General features: G+C 53.4%; 18 protein-coding genes and 1 pseudogene. 11 read left to right on the top strand and 8 right to left on the bottom strand.

Features of this window, described 5'->3' with window-relative positions:
* Positions 1–149 precede the first annotated feature (149 nt).
* Together IRJ17_RS22000 and IRJ17_RS22005 are read left to right on the top strand one after the other, a co-directional pair.
* Entirely contained in the window at positions 150–572 is a 423-nt protein-coding gene (locus IRJ17_RS22000; RefSeq protein ID WP_122965668.1) for a VOC family protein, read from the top strand.
* Positions 573–620: 48 nt separating this feature from the next.
* Positions 621–1,211 (top strand): TetR/AcrR family transcriptional regulator, encoded by a 591-nt coding sequence (locus IRJ17_RS22005; protein ID WP_173595597.1) that lies wholly within the window; start codon positions 621–623, stop codon positions 1,209–1,211.
* Between the two features lie 98 nt (positions 1,212–1,309).
* Here IRJ17_RS22005 and IRJ17_RS22010 read toward each other — a convergent pair whose 3' ends face one another.
* The 4 genes from IRJ17_RS22010 to IRJ17_RS22025 all read right to left on the bottom strand — a co-directional run bounded on the left by IRJ17_RS22010 (position 1,310) and on the right by IRJ17_RS22025 (position 4,199).
* Positions 1,310–1,999, bottom strand: coding sequence for a deoxynucleoside kinase (locus IRJ17_RS22010; protein WP_122965666.1), 690 nt, complete (start codon positions 1,997–1,999; stop codon positions 1,310–1,312).
* A gap of 51 nt (positions 2,000–2,050) precedes the next feature.
* Positions 2,051–2,686, bottom strand: coding sequence for a deoxynucleoside kinase (locus IRJ17_RS22015; protein WP_122965665.1), 636 nt, complete (start codon positions 2,684–2,686; stop codon positions 2,051–2,053).
* A 145-nt stretch (positions 2,687–2,831) separates the two neighbouring features.
* Positions 2,832–3,905, bottom strand: coding sequence for a spore photoproduct lyase (gene splB, locus IRJ17_RS22020; protein ID WP_173595596.1), 1,074 nt, complete (start codon positions 3,903–3,905; stop codon positions 2,832–2,834).
* A gap of 84 nt (positions 3,906–3,989) precedes the next feature.
* Entirely contained in the window at positions 3,990–4,199 is a 210-nt protein-coding gene (locus IRJ17_RS22025; RefSeq protein ID WP_122965663.1) for a hypothetical protein, read from the bottom strand.
* Positions 4,200–4,340: 141 nt separating this feature from the next.
* On the opposite strand from IRJ17_RS22025, the gene IRJ17_RS22030 reads away from it, so the two are divergent.
* Together IRJ17_RS22030 and IRJ17_RS22035 are read left to right on the top strand one after the other, a co-directional pair.
* Positions 4,341–4,865 (top strand): sigma-70 family RNA polymerase sigma factor, encoded by a 525-nt coding sequence (locus IRJ17_RS22030; protein ID WP_242771916.1) that lies wholly within the window; start codon positions 4,341–4,343, stop codon positions 4,863–4,865.
* 10 nt (positions 4,866–4,875) lie between these two features.
* Complete coding sequence (locus IRJ17_RS22035; protein WP_242771919.1) at positions 4,876–6,219, top strand: DUF4179 domain-containing protein; 1,344 nt, start codon at positions 4,876–4,878, stop codon at positions 6,217–6,219.
* 61 nt (positions 6,220–6,280) lie between these two features.
* Here the strand turns inward: IRJ17_RS22035 and thiD are convergent, their stop codons facing one another.
* Positions 6,281–7,075: a bifunctional hydroxymethylpyrimidine kinase/phosphomethylpyrimidine kinase gene (gene thiD, locus IRJ17_RS22040; protein WP_242771921.1), complete on the bottom strand. Its 795-nt coding sequence runs from the start codon at positions 7,073–7,075 to the stop codon at positions 6,281–6,283.
* A gap of 106 nt (positions 7,076–7,181) precedes the next feature.
* On the opposite strand from thiD, the gene IRJ17_RS22045 reads away from it, so the two are divergent.
* From IRJ17_RS22045 to IRJ17_RS22055, 3 genes are all read left to right on the top strand, one after another.
* A complete protein-coding gene (locus IRJ17_RS22045; protein ID WP_122965659.1) occupies positions 7,182–7,988 on the top strand; it encodes a sensor histidine kinase in 807 nt (268 codons plus the stop codon).
* Positions 7,985–8,635 (top strand): response regulator, encoded by a 651-nt coding sequence (locus tag IRJ17_RS22050; protein WP_063227749.1) that lies wholly within the window; start codon positions 7,985–7,987, stop codon positions 8,633–8,635. The genes IRJ17_RS22045 and IRJ17_RS22050 overlap by 4 nt, the downstream gene beginning before the upstream one ends.
* Positions 8,636–8,732: 97 nt before the next feature.
* Positions 8,733–9,134, top strand: a complete 402-nt coding sequence (locus IRJ17_RS22055) for an SET domain-containing protein (RefSeq protein ID WP_122965658.1) — start codon at positions 8,733–8,735, stop codon at positions 9,132–9,134.
* A gap of 211 nt (positions 9,135–9,345) precedes the next feature.
* Here IRJ17_RS22055 and IRJ17_RS22060 read toward each other — a convergent pair whose 3' ends face one another.
* The gene (locus IRJ17_RS22060; RefSeq protein ID WP_242771924.1) at positions 9,346–10,596 is read right to left on the bottom strand and encodes a TIGR03943 family putative permease subunit; all 1,251 of its coding nucleotides are present in this window, start codon (positions 10,594–10,596) and stop codon (positions 9,346–9,348) included.
* Positions 10,597–10,609: 13 nt separating this feature from the next.
* Positions 10,610–11,614 carry a permease gene (locus IRJ17_RS22065; RefSeq protein ID WP_242771927.1) on the bottom strand — a complete coding sequence of 335 codons (1,005 nt, stop codon included), beginning with the start codon at positions 11,612–11,614 and terminating at the stop codon, positions 10,610–10,612.
* 139 nt (positions 11,615–11,753) lie between these two features.
* Here IRJ17_RS22065 and IRJ17_RS22070 point away from each other — a divergent pair, with 139 nt between their 5' ends.
* From IRJ17_RS22070 to IRJ17_RS22080, 3 genes and pseudogenes are all read left to right on the top strand, one after another.
* Positions 11,754–12,155, top strand: a complete 402-nt coding sequence (locus IRJ17_RS22070; RefSeq protein WP_063227745.1) for an ArsR/SmtB family transcription factor — start codon at positions 11,754–11,756, stop codon at positions 12,153–12,155.
* A 139-nt stretch (positions 12,156–12,294) separates the two neighbouring features.
* A complete protein-coding gene (locus IRJ17_RS22075; protein WP_242771930.1) occupies positions 12,295–13,341 on the top strand; it encodes a flavin-containing monooxygenase in 1,047 nt (348 codons plus the stop codon).
* A gap of 25 nt (positions 13,342–13,366) precedes the next feature.
* Positions 13,367–14,353, top strand: a pseudogene (locus IRJ17_RS22080) (cation diffusion facilitator family transporter); the annotation flags it as partial.
* Positions 14,354–14,717: 364 nt separating this feature from the next.
* Here IRJ17_RS22080 and acsA read toward each other — a convergent pair.
* Entirely contained in the window at positions 14,718–16,433 is a 1,716-nt protein-coding gene (acsA, locus tag IRJ17_RS22085; RefSeq protein ID WP_122965653.1) for an acetate--CoA ligase, read from the bottom strand.
* Between the two features lie 163 nt (positions 16,434–16,596).
* On the opposite strand from acsA, the gene IRJ17_RS22090 reads away from it, so the two are divergent.
* The gene (locus IRJ17_RS22090) at positions 16,597–17,496 is read left to right on the top strand and encodes a metallophosphoesterase (RefSeq protein ID WP_242771933.1); all 900 of its coding nucleotides are present in this window, start codon (positions 16,597–16,599) and stop codon (positions 17,494–17,496) included.
* Positions 17,497–17,513: the final 17 nt, after the last annotated feature.

Consider the following 17,513-nt stretch of genomic DNA (forward strand, 5'->3'; position numbering starts at 1 on the left):
TAATACCAAGATTTCTTTATTATACCACAGGAGGGTTTGTCCGCAGCCGATTTCCCCCGGGCAAAGTGCAGAGGAAATGCCAATAACAACTTTACATACATACAGTCTGTATGTTAAATTTTCATTACGAACGGAAGGGAGAGATTGTTGTGAAAGTATCCAGTTTTTATCCGGTTATCCTGTCTCGGCAAGTGGGCGTTAGTGCCCGTTTTTATGTGGAACACTTTGGATTTGACCTCGTTTTTGAAGCGGATTGGTACGTGAGCTTGAAGCACAGCAAGGGCGACTTCCCTTTTGAGCTGGCTATTTTGCATCCCGATCACGACACTATACCGTCCGGGTATCGAACCTCTACCCAAGGTCTGATTCTCAACTTCGAAGTAAATGATGTTGATGCGGAATATGACAAACTCATCCAAAAAGCCGGGCTTCCCGTGCACCTGGATATCCGGGATGAACCGTTTGGGCAGCGTCACTTCATTACCTCTGATCCAAATGGCGTCCTGATCGACGTCATCACCGTCATTCCTCCCACGGAAGCGTTCAGCAGCCAGTACGTCGATCAAAACTGACGGTTGGCCTCATCCTCGATCAGATCAGATAGGAGCAAGAGAAACAGCATGAAAGTATCGAAAGCACAACAAAGGCAAGAAACGATCGCGAAGCTGCTGGAAATAGCGAGGGAGCATTTTTCCACCCAAGGGTACGCCCATGCCGCAACAGAGGACATGGTCAAGGAAGCGGGACTGACGCGAGGAGCCTTGTACCATCATTTTGGCAACAAAGAAGGGCTGTTCCGCGCCGTGCTCGAATCCGTGCAAAAAGAAATCGCAGAACAAGTAGAGACGGAAGCTGCCAAAAGCCAGGACCCGTGGGAACAGCTGTTGAACGGTTGCCGCGCCTTTGTCACGTCAGCCGTCGAACATCGCAACAGACGGATTTTGCTCATTGACGGCCCTTCCGTTCTCGGCTGGGAAGCTTGGCGGAAAATGGACGAGGAACACAGCATGCAACTGCTGCAAGCCCAACTGCAAAGCATGGCAGAGCAAGGTTACCTTGCCGCTGTGCCCATCGAGGCTTTGACTCATCTGCTCTCTGGCGCAATGAACGAAGCTGCGCTCTGGATTGCCCAAATGCCTGACCAGGCGCACTCTCTGGAACAGATGGCCAGGGCCATGACGCTGATGCTTGAAGGCTATCGGGTCAAATAAATAGCCAGACGAAAAACCCCCTGCCTATGCTGCTCGCGGCGCATTTGCCAGGCAGTATGGATAGGGGGTTATGTTATTGGGCGAATTGTTTGGTCAACTTAAGTCAACCGCGTTGCCCGTCCCAGGCGAATTTTTTCCGCCGCTCGCGCAATGATGCTCTCGACAGAAGCAGGGTCATCGACCACATCGTATTCGTTGATGTTTACTCGCAGAACCGGACAGGATGTAAAGGAATGAATCCAGCCTTCGTAACGGTCGAACAAATCGCGCCAGTAATCGATCGGCGTCTGCTGCTCCATCGGACGTCCACGTTCCTGAACGCGGCCGATAATATCGTCGAAGCTTCCTTCCAAGTAAATCAGCAGGTCGGGATGCGGGAAGTACGGGGTCATGACCATCGCTTCGAACAGCTCGGTATATGTTTTGTAATCTTCTTCTGTCATGTTGCCTTGCTCGTACAGCATGCGGGCAAAAATCCCGGTGTCCTCGTAAATCGAGCGATCCTGGACGAAACCGCCGCCATAGTCGAACATCCGCTTCTGCTCCTTGAAACGCTCCGCGAGAAAGAAGATTTGCAGATGAAAGCCCCAACGGGACAAATCGTTATAATAACGGCCAAGGTAAGGGTTGTTGTCCACCTTTTCCACAGACACGCGGAAACCAAGCTGATCGGCAAGCGCATGGGTAAACGTCGATTTTCCGACACCTACCGTTCCGCCGATGGTAATCACTGCATTGCCCGGTATCCCGTATTTTTCACGAAGGTGGCTGTTTTGAAACCTAGACATGTACGCAACTCCTTATTGAAATACTTGCCAATCACGCGGCATTCGTAACCTCTATTTCTTTCGCAACTCCTCAATGCGCGGCAAAATCTGCTCCATCATCCATTGCCGATCCTCCGGGCGATGCACGAAATCCAGCTCGTCACAGTTGAATTTAATGACAGGCACATCCGGGTGGTGCTTCTCAAACTCGTCCATGAACTCGTTGTAATCGGCGATCAAATTTTCCATATAACCCACATCCATCGTCCGTTCCACTTCGCGATCGCGAATGGCAATCCGCTTCATGACCGTATCGATGGAAGCCGTCAAGTAAATGACCAGATGAGCCTGCGGCAAATCTTCTGTCAGGATATCATAAATTTTAAGATACTTAGGAAGATTGTTGTCTGACAGGGTGCGTTTGGCAAAAATCGTATTTTTAAAAATATTATAATCGGAAACGACAGAAATGCCCTGGTTGAGGTAATGGGAGTGAATATCTTGCAACTGCTTGTAGCGGTTGCACAGGAAGAACATCTCCAGTTGGAAGCTCCACTCTTCGATGTTTTCGTAAAATTTTCCTAAAAATGGATTCTCATAGACGATCTCTTCCAGCAATTGCACGCCGCATGTTTGGTGCAGTTCCCGCGCCAGGGAGGTTTTTCCTATTCCGATCGGTCCCTCAACGGTTATCAATATGGACTTCATATAAGCGTCTGTTCCTTTCCGAAAAATGAGAGCACTCCATATTTTAGCACGCGTCCTTGTATTTGTCGAAACCATTCGCATTATGTCGCTAGCCATCTTTTGCCAGCAAAAAAACTGCCCCCGCTGGCTGGGCAGTCTGGACTTTCTACGTAAAATACTCCACTTTCGCCTGGGGAAACAGCCGGGCAATTTCTTTTTCCAGATGCGCCTGCAAAGCTTTTGCCTGAACATCCGGGTAGACGTATTTGCCCTTGCCGTACTTGCCCCATTTATATTTGCGTTCTTCTTCGTTCATCACCAGCTTGGTCTTCGGATAGCGCGCGAGGATCAAGCTTTTGGCGATTTTCGTGAAGCGATGCTGAATCAGCTCAAAGGTCAGATCGGTCATCGCTTCCGGGACGAGCTGGCTGCTCAGCCGTTCGAGCAAATCGGTGTACCCCTCTTCCCATCCGTCAAACCAGTACAAAGGAGCCAAAATAAAGCCGAGCGGATATCCGGCTCGCGCCACTTTGCCTGCCGCTTCAATACGCTGTGCGAAGCTGGAAGTACCCGGCTCAAAATTTTTGATCACAAAATCGGCATTCATGCTGAAGCGAAAACGGGTGTGCTTGTTGTGCTGCGCGTCCAGCAATGAATCGACATGGTGAAATTTGGTGACAAACCGCAGTCGCCCGAACTCTTCTTTGCCCATAAACTCGATCGCGCGTTTGAGGTTGCCAGTCAAATGCTCGATGCTGACCGGATCGGACGTACAGGCTGCCTCAAACCTGGTGATCTCCCCCGGACGTTCCTCGATATATTTTTTGGCCTGGGCAAAAATTTCGTCGGTATTGACGTAGACGCGAATGTACGGCTTCGACCCGACATTCGTATTCAAGTAACAGTAGTGGCAATGAGCGGCGCACCCTGTCGCCAGCGGAATCGCGTACTCGGCAGACGGCTTGGAAGGCTCGAACTTCATCGTTTTGCGCACGCCGATGACGAGTGTCCGTTTGGCATTGCGATATTTTTCAACATCCGTTTCTCCGGGAATGCCGCGAACCTGGTTGTGACTGGTTGTCATTTGCAGCGGAATCCCTTGCTCTTTGAACCGCTGGTACAGCTCTTGTCCGAGCGGATAGTCCAGGGCATTCGGCTCGACGAACACGTAGTCGGGCACAAACAAACCGGAATCTTTTCGCCCTGTTTTCGCGGGCGCTTCCAAGAGTGTAGTCGCCATAGGCACAGATCCCTCCCCGTGCCTAGTATGACCCACAGCGCCCTGCTCGCCTCAAGGAGAACGCTGGCTTTTGGCCTGCTCTCGCTACAGTCCGCTTTTGAACTCGCGCAACCGCTCCCTCGCTTCCGCCGCCTGGCTGATGGGCACTTGCAGCGTGTACACATGCCCGCCCTTTTTCGTCTCCCTGGACAACAGTCTGACCCGGATGCCTTTCATCTCCAAATAGATGCGACACTCGCTCGCCACCCTGGGGAGCCCGTACGACTCATGAATCGTTACCCACTTGGTCCACATGCCTTCTCACCCTCGTTGCTTCTTCCTCCTTTACTGTAAGCATCAAGAAGGCTATTGGTTCGCCAAAAAAGCAAGATTGCCTATTTTCCCAAAACCGTTTTGGCTCTTGCGGCGTCTAATGTTTAGTAGGAGGGGAAGATTGTGAATCTCGAACAACTTGTCAGGCAAGCCAGGCAAGGGGACGACGAAGCCTTTTACCAGCTGATTTGCCAGCAGCAAAAACAGCTGTACAGCGTGGCTTACGCCTTTTTGCGCAACGAGGCAGACACGCTGGAGGCCATACAGGAGGCCACCTGCCGCTCCTATCTGCGCTTGTCCCTCTTGAAAGAACCCGCGCATTTTCGCACATGGCTGACGCGCATCCTGATTCATGTCTGTCTGGACGAGCTGAAACGCAAAAAACGGTTCGCCTCCGACTGGCATGCCGGAGAAAGCCTTGCTATTCCGTTTGGCAGCCAGATGGAGCAGACGGCGGAAAAACTGGTCATTGAGGAAGCATTGGCCAAGCTGACGCCGATGTATCGCAGCATCATTCTCATGAAATATTTTGAAGACCTGACCATTCGGGAAATCGCTTCGAGACTCGGCTATCCGGAAGGAACCGTCAAGACTTGGCTGCACAAAGCGTTAGGCGCCTTGCGAAAAGATCTCGGGAAAGGCTGGTGAATCGAACGTTATGGATTTGGATACGGATATGGAAAAAACAAAATCACAGCCGCTCCCTGACATGGAACCGTACATTCGCCGCGGCATCGCGCAAGCCAAAGAGCAAAAACGCATGCGGCGACGCAATCGGCTGATACGCCTCTACTCAGGACTTGCGGCGTGCTGCATTCTTTTTGCCTTCGTGCTGTCCGTGCGCATCTCCCCTGCCGTCGCCGCTTATGTCAGCGAGCTGCCCGGGATGGATAAGATCGTGGAGCTGATCCGCGATGACAGAGGGCTGCAACGCGCCGTGGAGCACAAAATGGTTCAGGATATTGGCACAAAAGCTTCCTTGTCCGGCATCACCTTCACCATTGACCAGGTGCTGACCGACCAGAAGCGCATGCTGCTTTTTTACACACTCAAGCACGAGCATACAGGGCAAAAAGTTGCCTTGCGCGGCGTGAAACTTTTGGACGCATCTGGCAAGGAATGGGAACATGGGGCGAACTGGGGCAGTATGGGAGTAGCAGCAAACGTGGAACATAAAGACCGGATCGATGTTTATGTCCCGGAAGCCAGCGTCATCCCCGAGTCTTTGACAGCCGAGGTGACGTTTGAAATTGATGACGTCAAGCAAGATTCGTCGCTCTCGGTGACGTTCCCGATCGACCGCAGCAAATACAGCGCTTTTGAGAAAAAAGTGTACCCTGTCGACAAGCAAATCACGGTAGACGGACAATCACTGACCATCGAACAAATTACGGTCTTCCCGACGCAAACAGAGGTGAGCATCCGCTTTGATCCGGCAAACAAAAAGCACATTTTCGGGTTCGATGACTTGAAGCTGGTCGACGAAAAGGGGCAGACGTACGCTTTTTGGGGTAATGGCGTTCCGGTTCGGAACAACGGAGACAACGGCAAGGTGTTCAATCTGGAAAGCATTTATTTTCTGGAACCGCAGCAGCTGTTTTTGAAAGCAAGCGGGATACGGGCACTTGATCGCGACAAGCTGCAAGTCGTTATTGATGCGAAAAAGCAGACGCTGGTCAAAGCACCTGACGACAAACTCAAGCTGGCCGCGCTGCGACAAGTTGACGATGTGGTCGGGCTCGACCTGGAACTGCGGGTGGAGGAAGAGTCCGATCGCCACCTTTTCACCTATTTTGGCAACGATATTACGGACAATCGGGAAAACAAATATGAGTATGTCCAAGGAACCACCTCGACAATCGCTTCGCCGGATGGGCGCACGCAAAAACAAGGATTGCTCTTCAAACGATTGACGAACAAAGGAACTATCGACGATTACTCCCTCACCTTGACAGACTATCCGACACGTCTGCAAGGCGAGATTACGGTACAAGTCAAATGAGCAAGCAAAGGCCCTGCGAAGGATGTGCTTCTTCTGCGGGGCCTTCCTTTTGTACCATACATTAATCGACAACTGCCCAATGGTTGGTCGGGCCATGGCCGCCGCCCAATTGCGGAGCCGTTTTGATCGCCTCGAAAATAAAACGGTTCGCCTTTTCTACCGCAACGTGAAGCGGCGTCTTTTTCGCCAGCTCGGCGGTAAGGGCAGCGGAAAAGGTGCAGCCTGTCCCATGAGTATGTCTGGTTGGGATGCGTTCGTGCGACAGCTCCATAAAGTCGCGGCCATCAAACAAAATATCGACGACGGTATCCCCTTCCAGGTGGCCACCTTTCATCAACACATTGCGCGCTCCCAGCGCATGAATGACGCGGGCAGCCTCCCGCATCTCTTCCGGGGTATGAATGGACAAGCCTGTCAGGCACTCGGCTTCGGGCAAGTTTGGCGTCACCACTTCGGCGAGCGGGAGCAGCTCTGTTTTCAGAGCGTCAATCGCTTCGTCCAGCAGCAGCTTCGCTCCGCCTTTGGCGATCATCACCGGGTCTACGACGAGCTTTTGCAAGCCTGCGTCGCGAACTTCTGCCGACACCGCACGGATAATCTGGGCGTCAAACAGCATGCCTGTCTTCGCCGCATCGGCGCCGAGATCGCGAAGCACCTCGCGCATTTGCTGCGCCACCGCCTCTGTCGGCAACGGGTATACTCCCGCTACTCCCAACGTATTTTGTGCAGTGATAGCGGTAATCGCGCTCATCCCGTAGACGCCGAGCTGGTGAAACGTTTTCAGATCGGCCTGGATGCCTGCCCCTCCCCCGCTGTCTGATCCTGCTATCGTCAATGCTCTCGCAATCGTACTCATGAATTTCCCTCCTGCTCAACCACCTTTTCTCCTACGAGTATATCATCCGCATGTCCCATTCGGTATACTAAGGAGTGATCACCAACCGCAAAGAAGGGATTTTCTCATGTCTTATCGCTTGTTTTACTGGCTGACCGTCCTGATCCCGACGATTATCATCGGCGGCTTCGAATTTGTCCGCCACGATTTTTTGCTGCCCTACATGTCGATGGAAACGGGAAATGTGTACATCACCTTGATGACACTGGTGCTGTCTTATTTGTTCGCGACGTGGATGTTTCGCACGATCAAGCAAATGAACGCGCGGATCGTGGAAGAACAAGCCCGGCGCGCCGTTTACGAGGAGCGCGAGCGTCTGGCGCGGGAGCTGCACGACGGCATCGCACAATCTTTGTTTTTTCTCAATGTCAAGCTGAAGCAAGGTCACCTGGACGAAGCCCGCGTGGCGGTTTCCGCAATCGACAATCACGTCCGCCAAGCCATTTTCAACTTGCGATCGTTGCCTGAGGAAGGCAGCTTCGACCAGCGGCTGGAAAAATGGCTGACCCAGTGGAGCGCTTTGTCCGGCGTCGATGTCGTCTGGGATTTGCGCGTGAAAGAAAGCTTTTTCACTCCTGCCGAGGAAGTGCAGCTATTCGGAATCATTCAGGAGGCGTTCGCCAATATTCGCAAGCATGCGCAGGCCAAGCATTCCTGGATTCGACTGACCACAGGCGAGCCGCGCAGCTGGCAGCTCGTGATGGAAGACGATGGCGTGGGCATCGCCCAGACCAACCCGGATACGAAAAAATACGGCTTGTCCATGATGCGCGAGCGGGCCAGACAGCTGAACGCCGCGATTGATATTCAAAAACGGGCTGATGGCGGCACGATCATCCGCCTGACCGCTCATGCTGGAGGTTTTTCGCAATGAATGCATACCGTGTCCTGATCGCCGACGACCACCCGATGGCTCGCATGGCGATTCGCTCGCTGCTTGACCCCGATCCTTCGTTTGAAGTAATCGGAGAGGCTGACAATGGCGAGGAAGCTTTCATCCAATGTGGAAAGCTCCAGCCCGACCTGGTGCTGATGGACATCAACATGCCGAAATGGAGCGGTCTGGAAGCGACTCGCGAAGTGAAAAAAGCGTACCCGCATATCAAGGTCGTCATTTTAAGCGTCTCGGACGATGTTGCCGACCTGATTACCGCCATCCAGTTTGGCGCTCAAGGCTACCTTTTGAAAAATTTGGAGCCGGACGACTGGATCAACTACTTGCACGCCTTGCTGGGCGAAGACAGCGAGCTGACGCGTGAGATGGCAACGAGACTGATGTACCGCTTCCGGCAGGAGGAGCACGTGGACGATCTCGTGCCGGATGTGCTCACTCCCCGCGAGCGGGAAATCGTCATGTACGTGGGGGCGGGCAAAACAAACCGGGAAATCAGCGAAGCGTTGATCATCGCTGAAAACACGGTCAAAAACCATCTGAAAAACATTTTGGAAAAGCTGCAACTGGCGAATCGCGTCCAGCTTGCCGCTTACGCCGTCCGCCATCATCTGATCATGAAAAAGTAGTCTCCCATTCGAAAACAGTTGCTTTCCAAGCCAACCACTGTCATCCTTAGAAAGACTTGTTTTACGATACAAGATACCAGAATGGCAGGTGAACCACATGCTCGAAGTCAAAACCTCCAAGCTCAGCAACGGAGAATTAAACAGAGGCGTTTTCGCCCTGCGCGATTTCACAAAAGGCGAATTGCTCCATGAAGCTCCGGTTCTTCCCTATTTGAATGAAGAACACGAGCACATCGAGAAAACGCTCTTGGCTGACTACGCATTTGAATACGGTGCGAACCATACCGCATTGTTACTCGGATACGGCATGTTGTTCAATCATTCCTACACGCCAAACGCCACGTACAGCATCAACTTCGACAACCACACGTTCGATTTCTACGCGTACCGCGACATTCAGGCAGGCGAAGAAATTTTGATCAACTACAACGGCGATGAAGACTGTGACGATCCGCTCTGGTTTTACGAAGAAGAGCAGTCCGGCGAGCAAAAGGAATAGGCAAGCAGCACGACAAGGCAGGTGAGCGCTCACCTGCCTTTTTGCTTTTCGTTTTCAACTGTCTCAACTGACAAAGTCGAGATCAAGCTTGCGCTGCTCGACAATCGAGGTGGCCACGTCTTTTAGCGATTTGCCAATTCTTTTTCCAACAACAGAAAACGCCTTCACGCATGTAATCCATGCGATAAAGGCGTCGTTGTCCGATGCTGCTTTAGTTGCTCGGCGCTTCGTAGCTGTAATACACATACGGGTCTTTCGGGGCCTGGACGGGCTGGATGTGCGCTGCCTTCAAGACGAGCATGTCAAATCCGTCTACCTTGCGCAACTCCAGCTTCCCGCGCACTTGAACCCAGCTGTCCTTCGCCCATTTGCTTGCGCTCTCGCTCTCGACCAACACGCCGAAGACGCTGGCGTCGGCCGTGCAGCAAGTGACCGAGAAACGGGCGACGACGAACTGGTTGCTGGCGAACCCCGGCTCTTTGTAGACAAAGCCGAGCGTCTCCAGCTCTTTTCCCGCAAAATCCTGGGCGTACAGCTCCAACGTCGTCAGGCCGTCCAGGAATATTTTGTCGTTCAGTTTGATGACTGGCTGTTTGTACATCGACGTAGCGATATCGGTGTAAAAGTCACCGAAGCCGCCATTGGAAAAATGATTTTTCAATTCGGCATCGCTCATCCCCGGTTTGATCGGGGTAGATGCAGGGGCTTGTGTTTCCTGCCCGGTGGCTGTCGATGCAGAAGCAGCGGCTTGCCCTTCTTGCCCGGCTGCTGGCGATGCAGAAGCAGCAGCTTGCCCTTCCTCCCCGGCTGCTGGCGATGCAGAAGCAGCGGCTTGCCCTTCCTCCGCGGGTGCTGACGATGCAGGAGCAACGGCTTGCCCTTCCTCCCCGGCTGCTGGCGATGCAGAAGCAGCGGCTTGCCCTTCCTCCGCGGGTGCTGACGATGCAGGAGCAGCGGCTTGCCCTTCCTCCCCGGGTGCTGACGACGCAGGAGCAACGGCTTGCCCTTCCTCCCCTTGGGATGACGTAGCCTGTTTTGCTTTTTGCGCCTGCTCGCCGCTCGCCACCTCGGACAATTTGCGCACGTCATTGCTCAGCAGCGTCACCCCGCGCTTTTCCGCGATGGCACTTCCCAATATTTTGTCCGGCATGAAAAAGCCCATGAAAATCGGCAACAGAAACAAGCCGTATATCAGCACCGAGCCCCAGCGCGTACGTGGCACGTGATGCGCGTCTTCGCAGTCACAATCGTAAGCGTGGTGCCTGCCAGCCACCAGTTGACGCACGCTTACGAACGTCAAAATCACGAGAATGCCCAAAGTGACATAGCTGAGCATGTGCAGCTTCGGTGCGAGGTAATGCCCCAGCTTATCCGTCCAGATCAGGTAAGACAGCAGCCCGGTGAATCCGGCTAAAATCAGGCTGCGCATCCAGTCGTGCCCGGACCTGTTCGACTTTTGCATACTTTTCCCTCCTCTAAATTGGCATCAACAGCGTAATGACGAGCACCAGTATGGTAATGACAGCAATCAGCTTGAGGACAAAGCCCAAGCGGAACGTCCCGAGCAGCATCAAGGTCGTCTTGAAATCAAGCATCGGACCAAAGACGAGAAAAGCCAAAAGCGAGCTGCTCTGGAATGTCCCGGAGAACGAAGCCGCAATAAAGGCGTCGGCTTCCGAGCAGAGCGAAAACAAATACGCCATGCCCATCATCACCAGATGAGAAGTAAGCGGAGTTTGTCCGACGGCCACCAGCGTGTCACGGCTGATGAACACTTGCAGGACGCTGCTGATCAGCGCTCCAAACAACAAAAATTTCCCCATGTCAAAAAACTCGTCGACGGCGTGGGCAAATGTCGCAGACAGCTTGCCGCGCATCGCTTCTGCATGAGCGGTTTCGTGGCGGATTTCCGCTTCTACCCCATGTCGCAGCGGATTCTTTTTCACAAACAACAGAACGAGAAACCCGGCGATCAGCGCTACGAGAAACCCGGCGATTCCTCTGTAGAGCGCCATGTCCGGCTGCCGCGCAAAGGCAATGTACGTGGAAGACAGCACCACCGGATTGACAATCGGTCCTGCCAATAAAAACACCACGCCCACGGACACGGGCATTCCTTTTTGAATCAGACGGCGAACGACCGGGATAATCGCGCACTCGCACACGGGAAACAAAAAGCCAAGCAGCCCGGCAAACGGCAGCGCAACGAGCGGATGCTTCGGCGTCCAGCGTCTGACTTGCTCCTCGGAGACAAACGTCTGAATGAACGCGGAAAAAAACACGCCGAGCAAAACAAACGGGATCGCTTCCAGCACGATGCTCAGAAAAAACGTTTTGACATCCAGCCAACGGGGAGACCATTCTATGCCCAAACCGGAAAACCAGTTGCCTTCTCCGCCGACCGTAAGCCATACAACTCCAAGTCCAAGTATAAGCGCCCCCACAATCTCAAAGAGAAAATGACGGATTTTAGCAACCACCTGTGATGTCCACTCCTTTTTGCAAATCGTCATCATTCCTAATTAGACACGGATTAGGCACTTTCCTGCTGCTTCCCGTCTTTTTTTCTGAATCATTCCGTTTTATAATAGATACAACCAATTGTGCGGGGTGAAGAACATGGAGCTGGAATATCAGCGTACGACGGATGAAGCAGACGTTTGTGAAATCCAAACCGTGGACGAAGCGAAAGTAAACAGACTGCGGCCGAAAATGAGCGAAACAGAAGGAGTCGCTCCTCTGTTCAAGGCACTGGCTGACGATACCCGGGCAAAAATCATTTACGCCCTGGCTCTGGAAGGCGAACTGTGCGTGTGCGATGTCGCCGCGACGATCAACAGCTCGATCGCCAATACGTCCCACCATCTTCGCCTGCTGCGAAATATGGGGCTGGCCCGTCATCGCAAAGATGGAAAGCTCGTCTACTACGCGCTGGACGACGACCATGTGCGTCATTTGATCATGTGCGGGATTGAGCACGCGTCCGAGTTGAAGCAATCGAAAAAAACAACCCGTAGTTGAACGGAACTTTTGGAAGGTCGTCACGTTTGTGGCGGCCTTTTTTTGTTCGTTTGCGAAAATACATTCAAATGATTGCTTGAATATAAGATTGAATGTGGTATGATTTAGGTAAATTCCCGCTTGAAAGAAGGTTTCACCCATGCACGATTACGAAGTCATCATCATCGGTGGCGGCCAATCCGGCCTCGCGCTTGGTGCTCTGCTCCAGCAACGGAAAGCTCGCTTTGTCATTTTCGAAAAAAACGGGCGCTTGGGAGACAGCTGGCGAAAACGTTATGATTCGCTCGTGCTGTTTACCGCTCGGCAAAACAACGGGCTTCCCGGCCTGCCCTTTCCCGGAGAGCCGCAGACGGTTCCCACCAAAGATGAGGCAGCAGACTACCTGGAACAGTACGCTGCGCATTTCCAGCTGCCTGTGCGCCTGAATACAGCTGTCCAGCGGGTAGAACGTACAGCATCCGGCTTTCTGGTGCAGACAGAAGCAGGAACATCGCGCGCCAAAAACGTCGTCGTGGCGACAGGCCCTTTTCAAATACCGTACATCCCGCCGATTGTCGAGCGATTGGCCCCCGATGTCGTGTCGCTGCATACGGCGGACTACCAAAACGAGCATTCGTTCCGGGACGGGCCTGTCCTCGTAGTCGGAGCAGGCAACTCCGGTGCGCAGCTTGCTGTGGAACTCGCCAGACATCGCCCTGTCATCTTTTCCAGCGGGCAGACCCGGCTTCATTTGCCTTTGTATGTTTTGGGCAAAACTATTTTTGACTACATGCAACGGTTCGGCTTGCTTGATGCTCCCCGCTCCTCATGGGCTGGAAAGCAATTGATGAAACGACCTGATCCGATTTTTGGCTACCGCAAGGAAATGAAAGCTCTGACGAAAACCGGAGCCTTGCGCCTGACGGAACGCACCGTTCGCATTGCGGATCGCACCGCCTATTTCGCAGGCGGCGAGCAGGCGAGCTTTCCAAACATTTTATGGGCCACCGGATTTCGCCCTGACTATAGCTGGCTTGCGATCCCGGACGTACGCGATCCAAACGGCTGGCCACGGCACGAGCGAGGCGTAACCGAGGTGTCCGGCCTGTATTTTCTCGGGCTTCCCTGGCAGCATTCCCGCGCTTCCGCACTCATGGGCGGCGTAGGCAAAGACGCCCTTTTTCTGGCAGATCGACTCGTTCGCTAAACGATCCTATCGAGGAGGAATCATTATGGGCTTGCATCATCACGATCACGGAGATGGGCATGGGCACGACCACCATCACCACGGAAAAGGCGCCAGCAAAAAAGCGCTGTTCACCTCTTTTCTGATCATCACTGTATTTTTGATCGTCGAGACGATCGGAGGTTTTTTGACCAACAGTCTCGCGCTTTTGTCCGACGCTGGACATATGCTGAGCGATGCCTTGGCACTGCTGCTAAGTCTGGTCGCGCTCCATTTTGCGGCCCGGCCGCCCTCTGCCCAAAAAACATTCGGCATGAAGCGCTTCGAGATTCTCGCCGCTTTGACCAATGGCGTCACGCTCGTCCTGATTTCCCTATTCATCTTTTGGGAAGGATTCCAACGTCTGCTCCAGCCGCCTGAAGTCGCGAGCGGCAAAATGATCATCATCGCTTCCGTCGGCTTGCTCGCCAATATCGCCGCAGCCTTCGTCCTCATGCGCGGCGATTACAAGGACAACGTAAACGTGCGCAGCGCCTACCTGCACGTGCTGGGCGATATGCTCGGCTCCGTAGGGGCAATCCTCGGCGGTGTGCTCATGCTCGCCTTTGGCTGGTACATCGCCGACCCGATTATCAGCATCGTCGTCGCCTTTTTGATCATGCTGAGCGCATGGCGCGTGACGAAGGAGTCGGTCAACATTTTGCTGGAAGGAGCGCCTTCCCGTATCGATACGACAAAAGTAGAAACGCGGCTCGGACAGCTTGACGGCGTGGTAAAAGTTCACGATTTGCATGTTTGGACCGTCACTTCAGGCTTCGACTCCTTGACGTGCCATCTGATTGTCGAGGACGATTTGCCGAGCTACCCGATTCTCGATGCCGCTTTGGCGCTGTTGCAAAAAGAGTTTGGCATCACCCATGCGACGATCCAAATCGAGAACTCTTCCATCTCGCATGGAGAGTTGCATTGTCAGGGTGGTACGGGGGAGCATTCGCATGATCATGAGCACTCCCATGACCACGGGCATTCGCATAACCAAGAGCATTCGCACGACTCCGAGCACTCCCATGACCACGGGCATTCGCACGACCGCGAGCACTCGCATAACCACGACCATACGCATGACCAAAAGCATTCGCACGACCACGAGCACTCGCATAACCAAGGGCATTCGCATAACCGCAACTAAATCAAACGCCTATGACCACCTGCCACGCTCGCAGCCAGTCGCACGATTATAGCCAGCTGCACAACCACAGGTACCCGCACGATCATCAACACGACACGAGCACTCACACGACCATAACCACCCGCACCGCCCCATTCCCCACTAACAAAAAAAAGAACCATCTCCCGCTCATGCGCTAGAGATGGTTCTTCATTTTTATCCGCTCGGATTAGTCTTCCATCGTGGACAGGTCGCCTGTCGGCAAGCCCAGTTCCCACGCCTTCAGGACACGGCGCATAATTTTTCCGGAGCGTGTTTTTGGCAGTTTGTCGCGAAACTCGATTTCACGCGGTGCAGCGTGAGCAGCGAGTCCTTCCTTCACGAACTTGCGGATGTCATCCATCAAGGCTTCGCTTGGCTCGTAACCCGCGCGCAAGGAGATGAACGCCTTGATGATTTCGCCGCGCAGCGGATCAGGCTTGCCGATTACGCCTGCTTCCGCAACAGCCGGATGCTCGACCAGCTTGCTCTCGACCTCAAACGGGCCAACGCGCTCGCCGGAAGTATTGATCACATCGTCAATGCGCCCCTGGAACCAGAAGTAGCCTTCCTCGTCCTTGTAGGCGGAGTCGCCAGATACATACCAGCCTGGGATGCTGAAATACTCTTGGTATTTGGCAGGGTTGTTCCAAATTTGTCTCATCATGGACGGCCAGCCGACGCGGATCGCCAGGTTGCCCATCCGGTTTGGCGGCAGCTCGTTGCCCTGATCGTCGATAATCGCCGCGTATACGCCAGGGAAAGGCTTGCCCATCGAGCCTGGCTTGATCGCCATGCTGCGGTAGTTGGAAATCAGCTGTCCGCCTGTTTCCGTCATCCACCAGTTGTCGTGAATACGGTGGTTGAACACGCGAAGTCCCCAATACACGACTTCCGGGTTGAGTGGCTCGCCCACGCTCAAAACGTGGCGCAGACTGGACAGATCGAAGCGCTTCACCACTTCGTCGCCCGCTCCCATCAGCATGCGGAACGCGGTCGGTGCGCTGTACCAGACGGTCACCTTATTTTTTTCGATCGTTTTGTACCAGTCTTCCGGTGTGAAGCGGCCGCCGCGGATCACGTTTGTCACGCCGTTCAGCCACGGTGCGAAAATTCCGTAAGAAGTTCCTGTCACCCAGCCCGGATCAGCTGTACACCAGTAAACGTCATCCTCTTGCAGGTCGAGCACCCATTTTCCGGTCTGGTAATGCTGGATCATCGCGTTGTGGACGTGCAGCACGCCTTTTGGCTTGCCAGTCGATCCGGACGTATAGTGCAAAATCATGCCGTCCTCGCGATCCACCCACTCGATTTCCAGCTCAGAGGACGCCTCTGCCATCGCTTTTTCGAAGCTGATTTGTCCTTCCTTCAGTTCCTCTTTTGCCCCCACGACAATGACGTGCTTCAGTGCTGGCAGCTCGGATACAGGGATGCGCGGCAAGAGAGCCGGCGTCGTCACGATCGCGGTCGCTTCGCTGTTTTCCAGACGGTCGCGCACGGCAGCTTCCATGAATGCCTCGAACAACGGGCCGACAATCGCGCCCACTTTGAGCGTTCCTAAAACGCTTACATAAAGCTCTGGCGTACGCGGCATGAAGACGAATACGCGGTCGCCTTTTACAATCCCCAGATTGCGCAAAACATTCCCGAATTTATTGGACAATTCGCTCAACTGTGCAAAGGTGTAGGTCTCTTCTCTGGTCAAATCGCTGTACATAAGCGCGATCTTGTCCTTGCGCTCCGTAGAAAGATGGCGGTCAATCGCTTCATACGCCATGTTTACTTTTCCCGTCTCATACCAGGAAAATTGCTTCTCGACTTCCTTCCAGTCAAATTGGGCGTACGTCTCGTCGTAGTTCTCCAGGTTGAATCGGCCTTCTGTCGCCGGAATTTTTTCTACATTCATACTCTCACTCTCCTAAACCCCAAATAGAATTCTTCACTACGCAACATTCATAATATTTCTGCACTTTTCGATAAATTCCTTCTGCCAGAACCTACTTATTCGAAAAGCGAAGAAATCGAGTATAATGACACTACCTTAGAGATAAAGGAGATGGCCGGAAGAGATGCTATGGTTTTTGCTAGTTGCCGCTCTCGCCTTGCTCTTCATAAAAGCGTACCGCAATACATTTGACGTCCATACCAATCATGTGACCATACCGCTCGCCTCGTCGCCGCATTTGCGTGATCCGCAAGATTTCGAACCGCTCAACATTTTGCATTTGTCCGATTTGCATATGGAAAATTTGTCGATTGACCCGATGCGAATCGTCCGCGATTTTTCCGGGCAATCCGTCGATCTGCTCGCGATTACCGGAGATTTGCTGGATCGCCACAAAAACATCCCGAAAGCAGTCGCCTACGTAGAAAAGCTGATGCAATTGCAGCCTGCGCTCGGCACATTCGTCGTTTTTGGCAATCACGACTACGTGCTGTCGCCGCTCAAGCTCGCTCAACTCAAGTCGGAGCTGGAACGGATCGGCTGTCAGGTCCTCGTCAACCAGCACATCACGGTCGAGCATCACGGTCAACTGCTGCATGTGATCGGCGTCGATGATTTCAGCACACGCCGAAGCCAACTGGAAAAAGCTTTTCAATCCGTTCCGAAAACGGGGGCGCGCCTCGTGCTCACCCATGATCCGAACCTCGTCCTGCAAATGAAAGACTACGCCTACGACTATTTGCTGGCGGGACATTTCCACGGCGGACAAATTCATTGGCCGCGCCCGTACCATCTGGTGAAAATGGGCAAGCTCGTGCGGCTGAATATGGTCAAAGGTCTGCACGAGTTTGACGGGCGCCCTTTCTATATAAGTGAAGGACTCGGCCAGACGGGACTGAACATCCGCCTGCGTTCCCGCCCGGAAATCACGCTGCATACGATGGGTGGCGTCCCCCAGGAACCGTTTGTGGGCACGCCTGTGCAAACCGCAAGCTTGCAGGAAACCGCCGCCACACTCGCCTAGAGTACGGTATAATAGAC

Origin of the sequence: Brevibacillus parabrevis (assembly GCF_022701015.1) — a bacterium.
In the GTDB taxonomy this organism is placed as follows: domain Bacteria; phylum Bacillota; class Bacilli; order Brevibacillales; family Brevibacillaceae; genus Brevibacillus; species Brevibacillus parabrevis.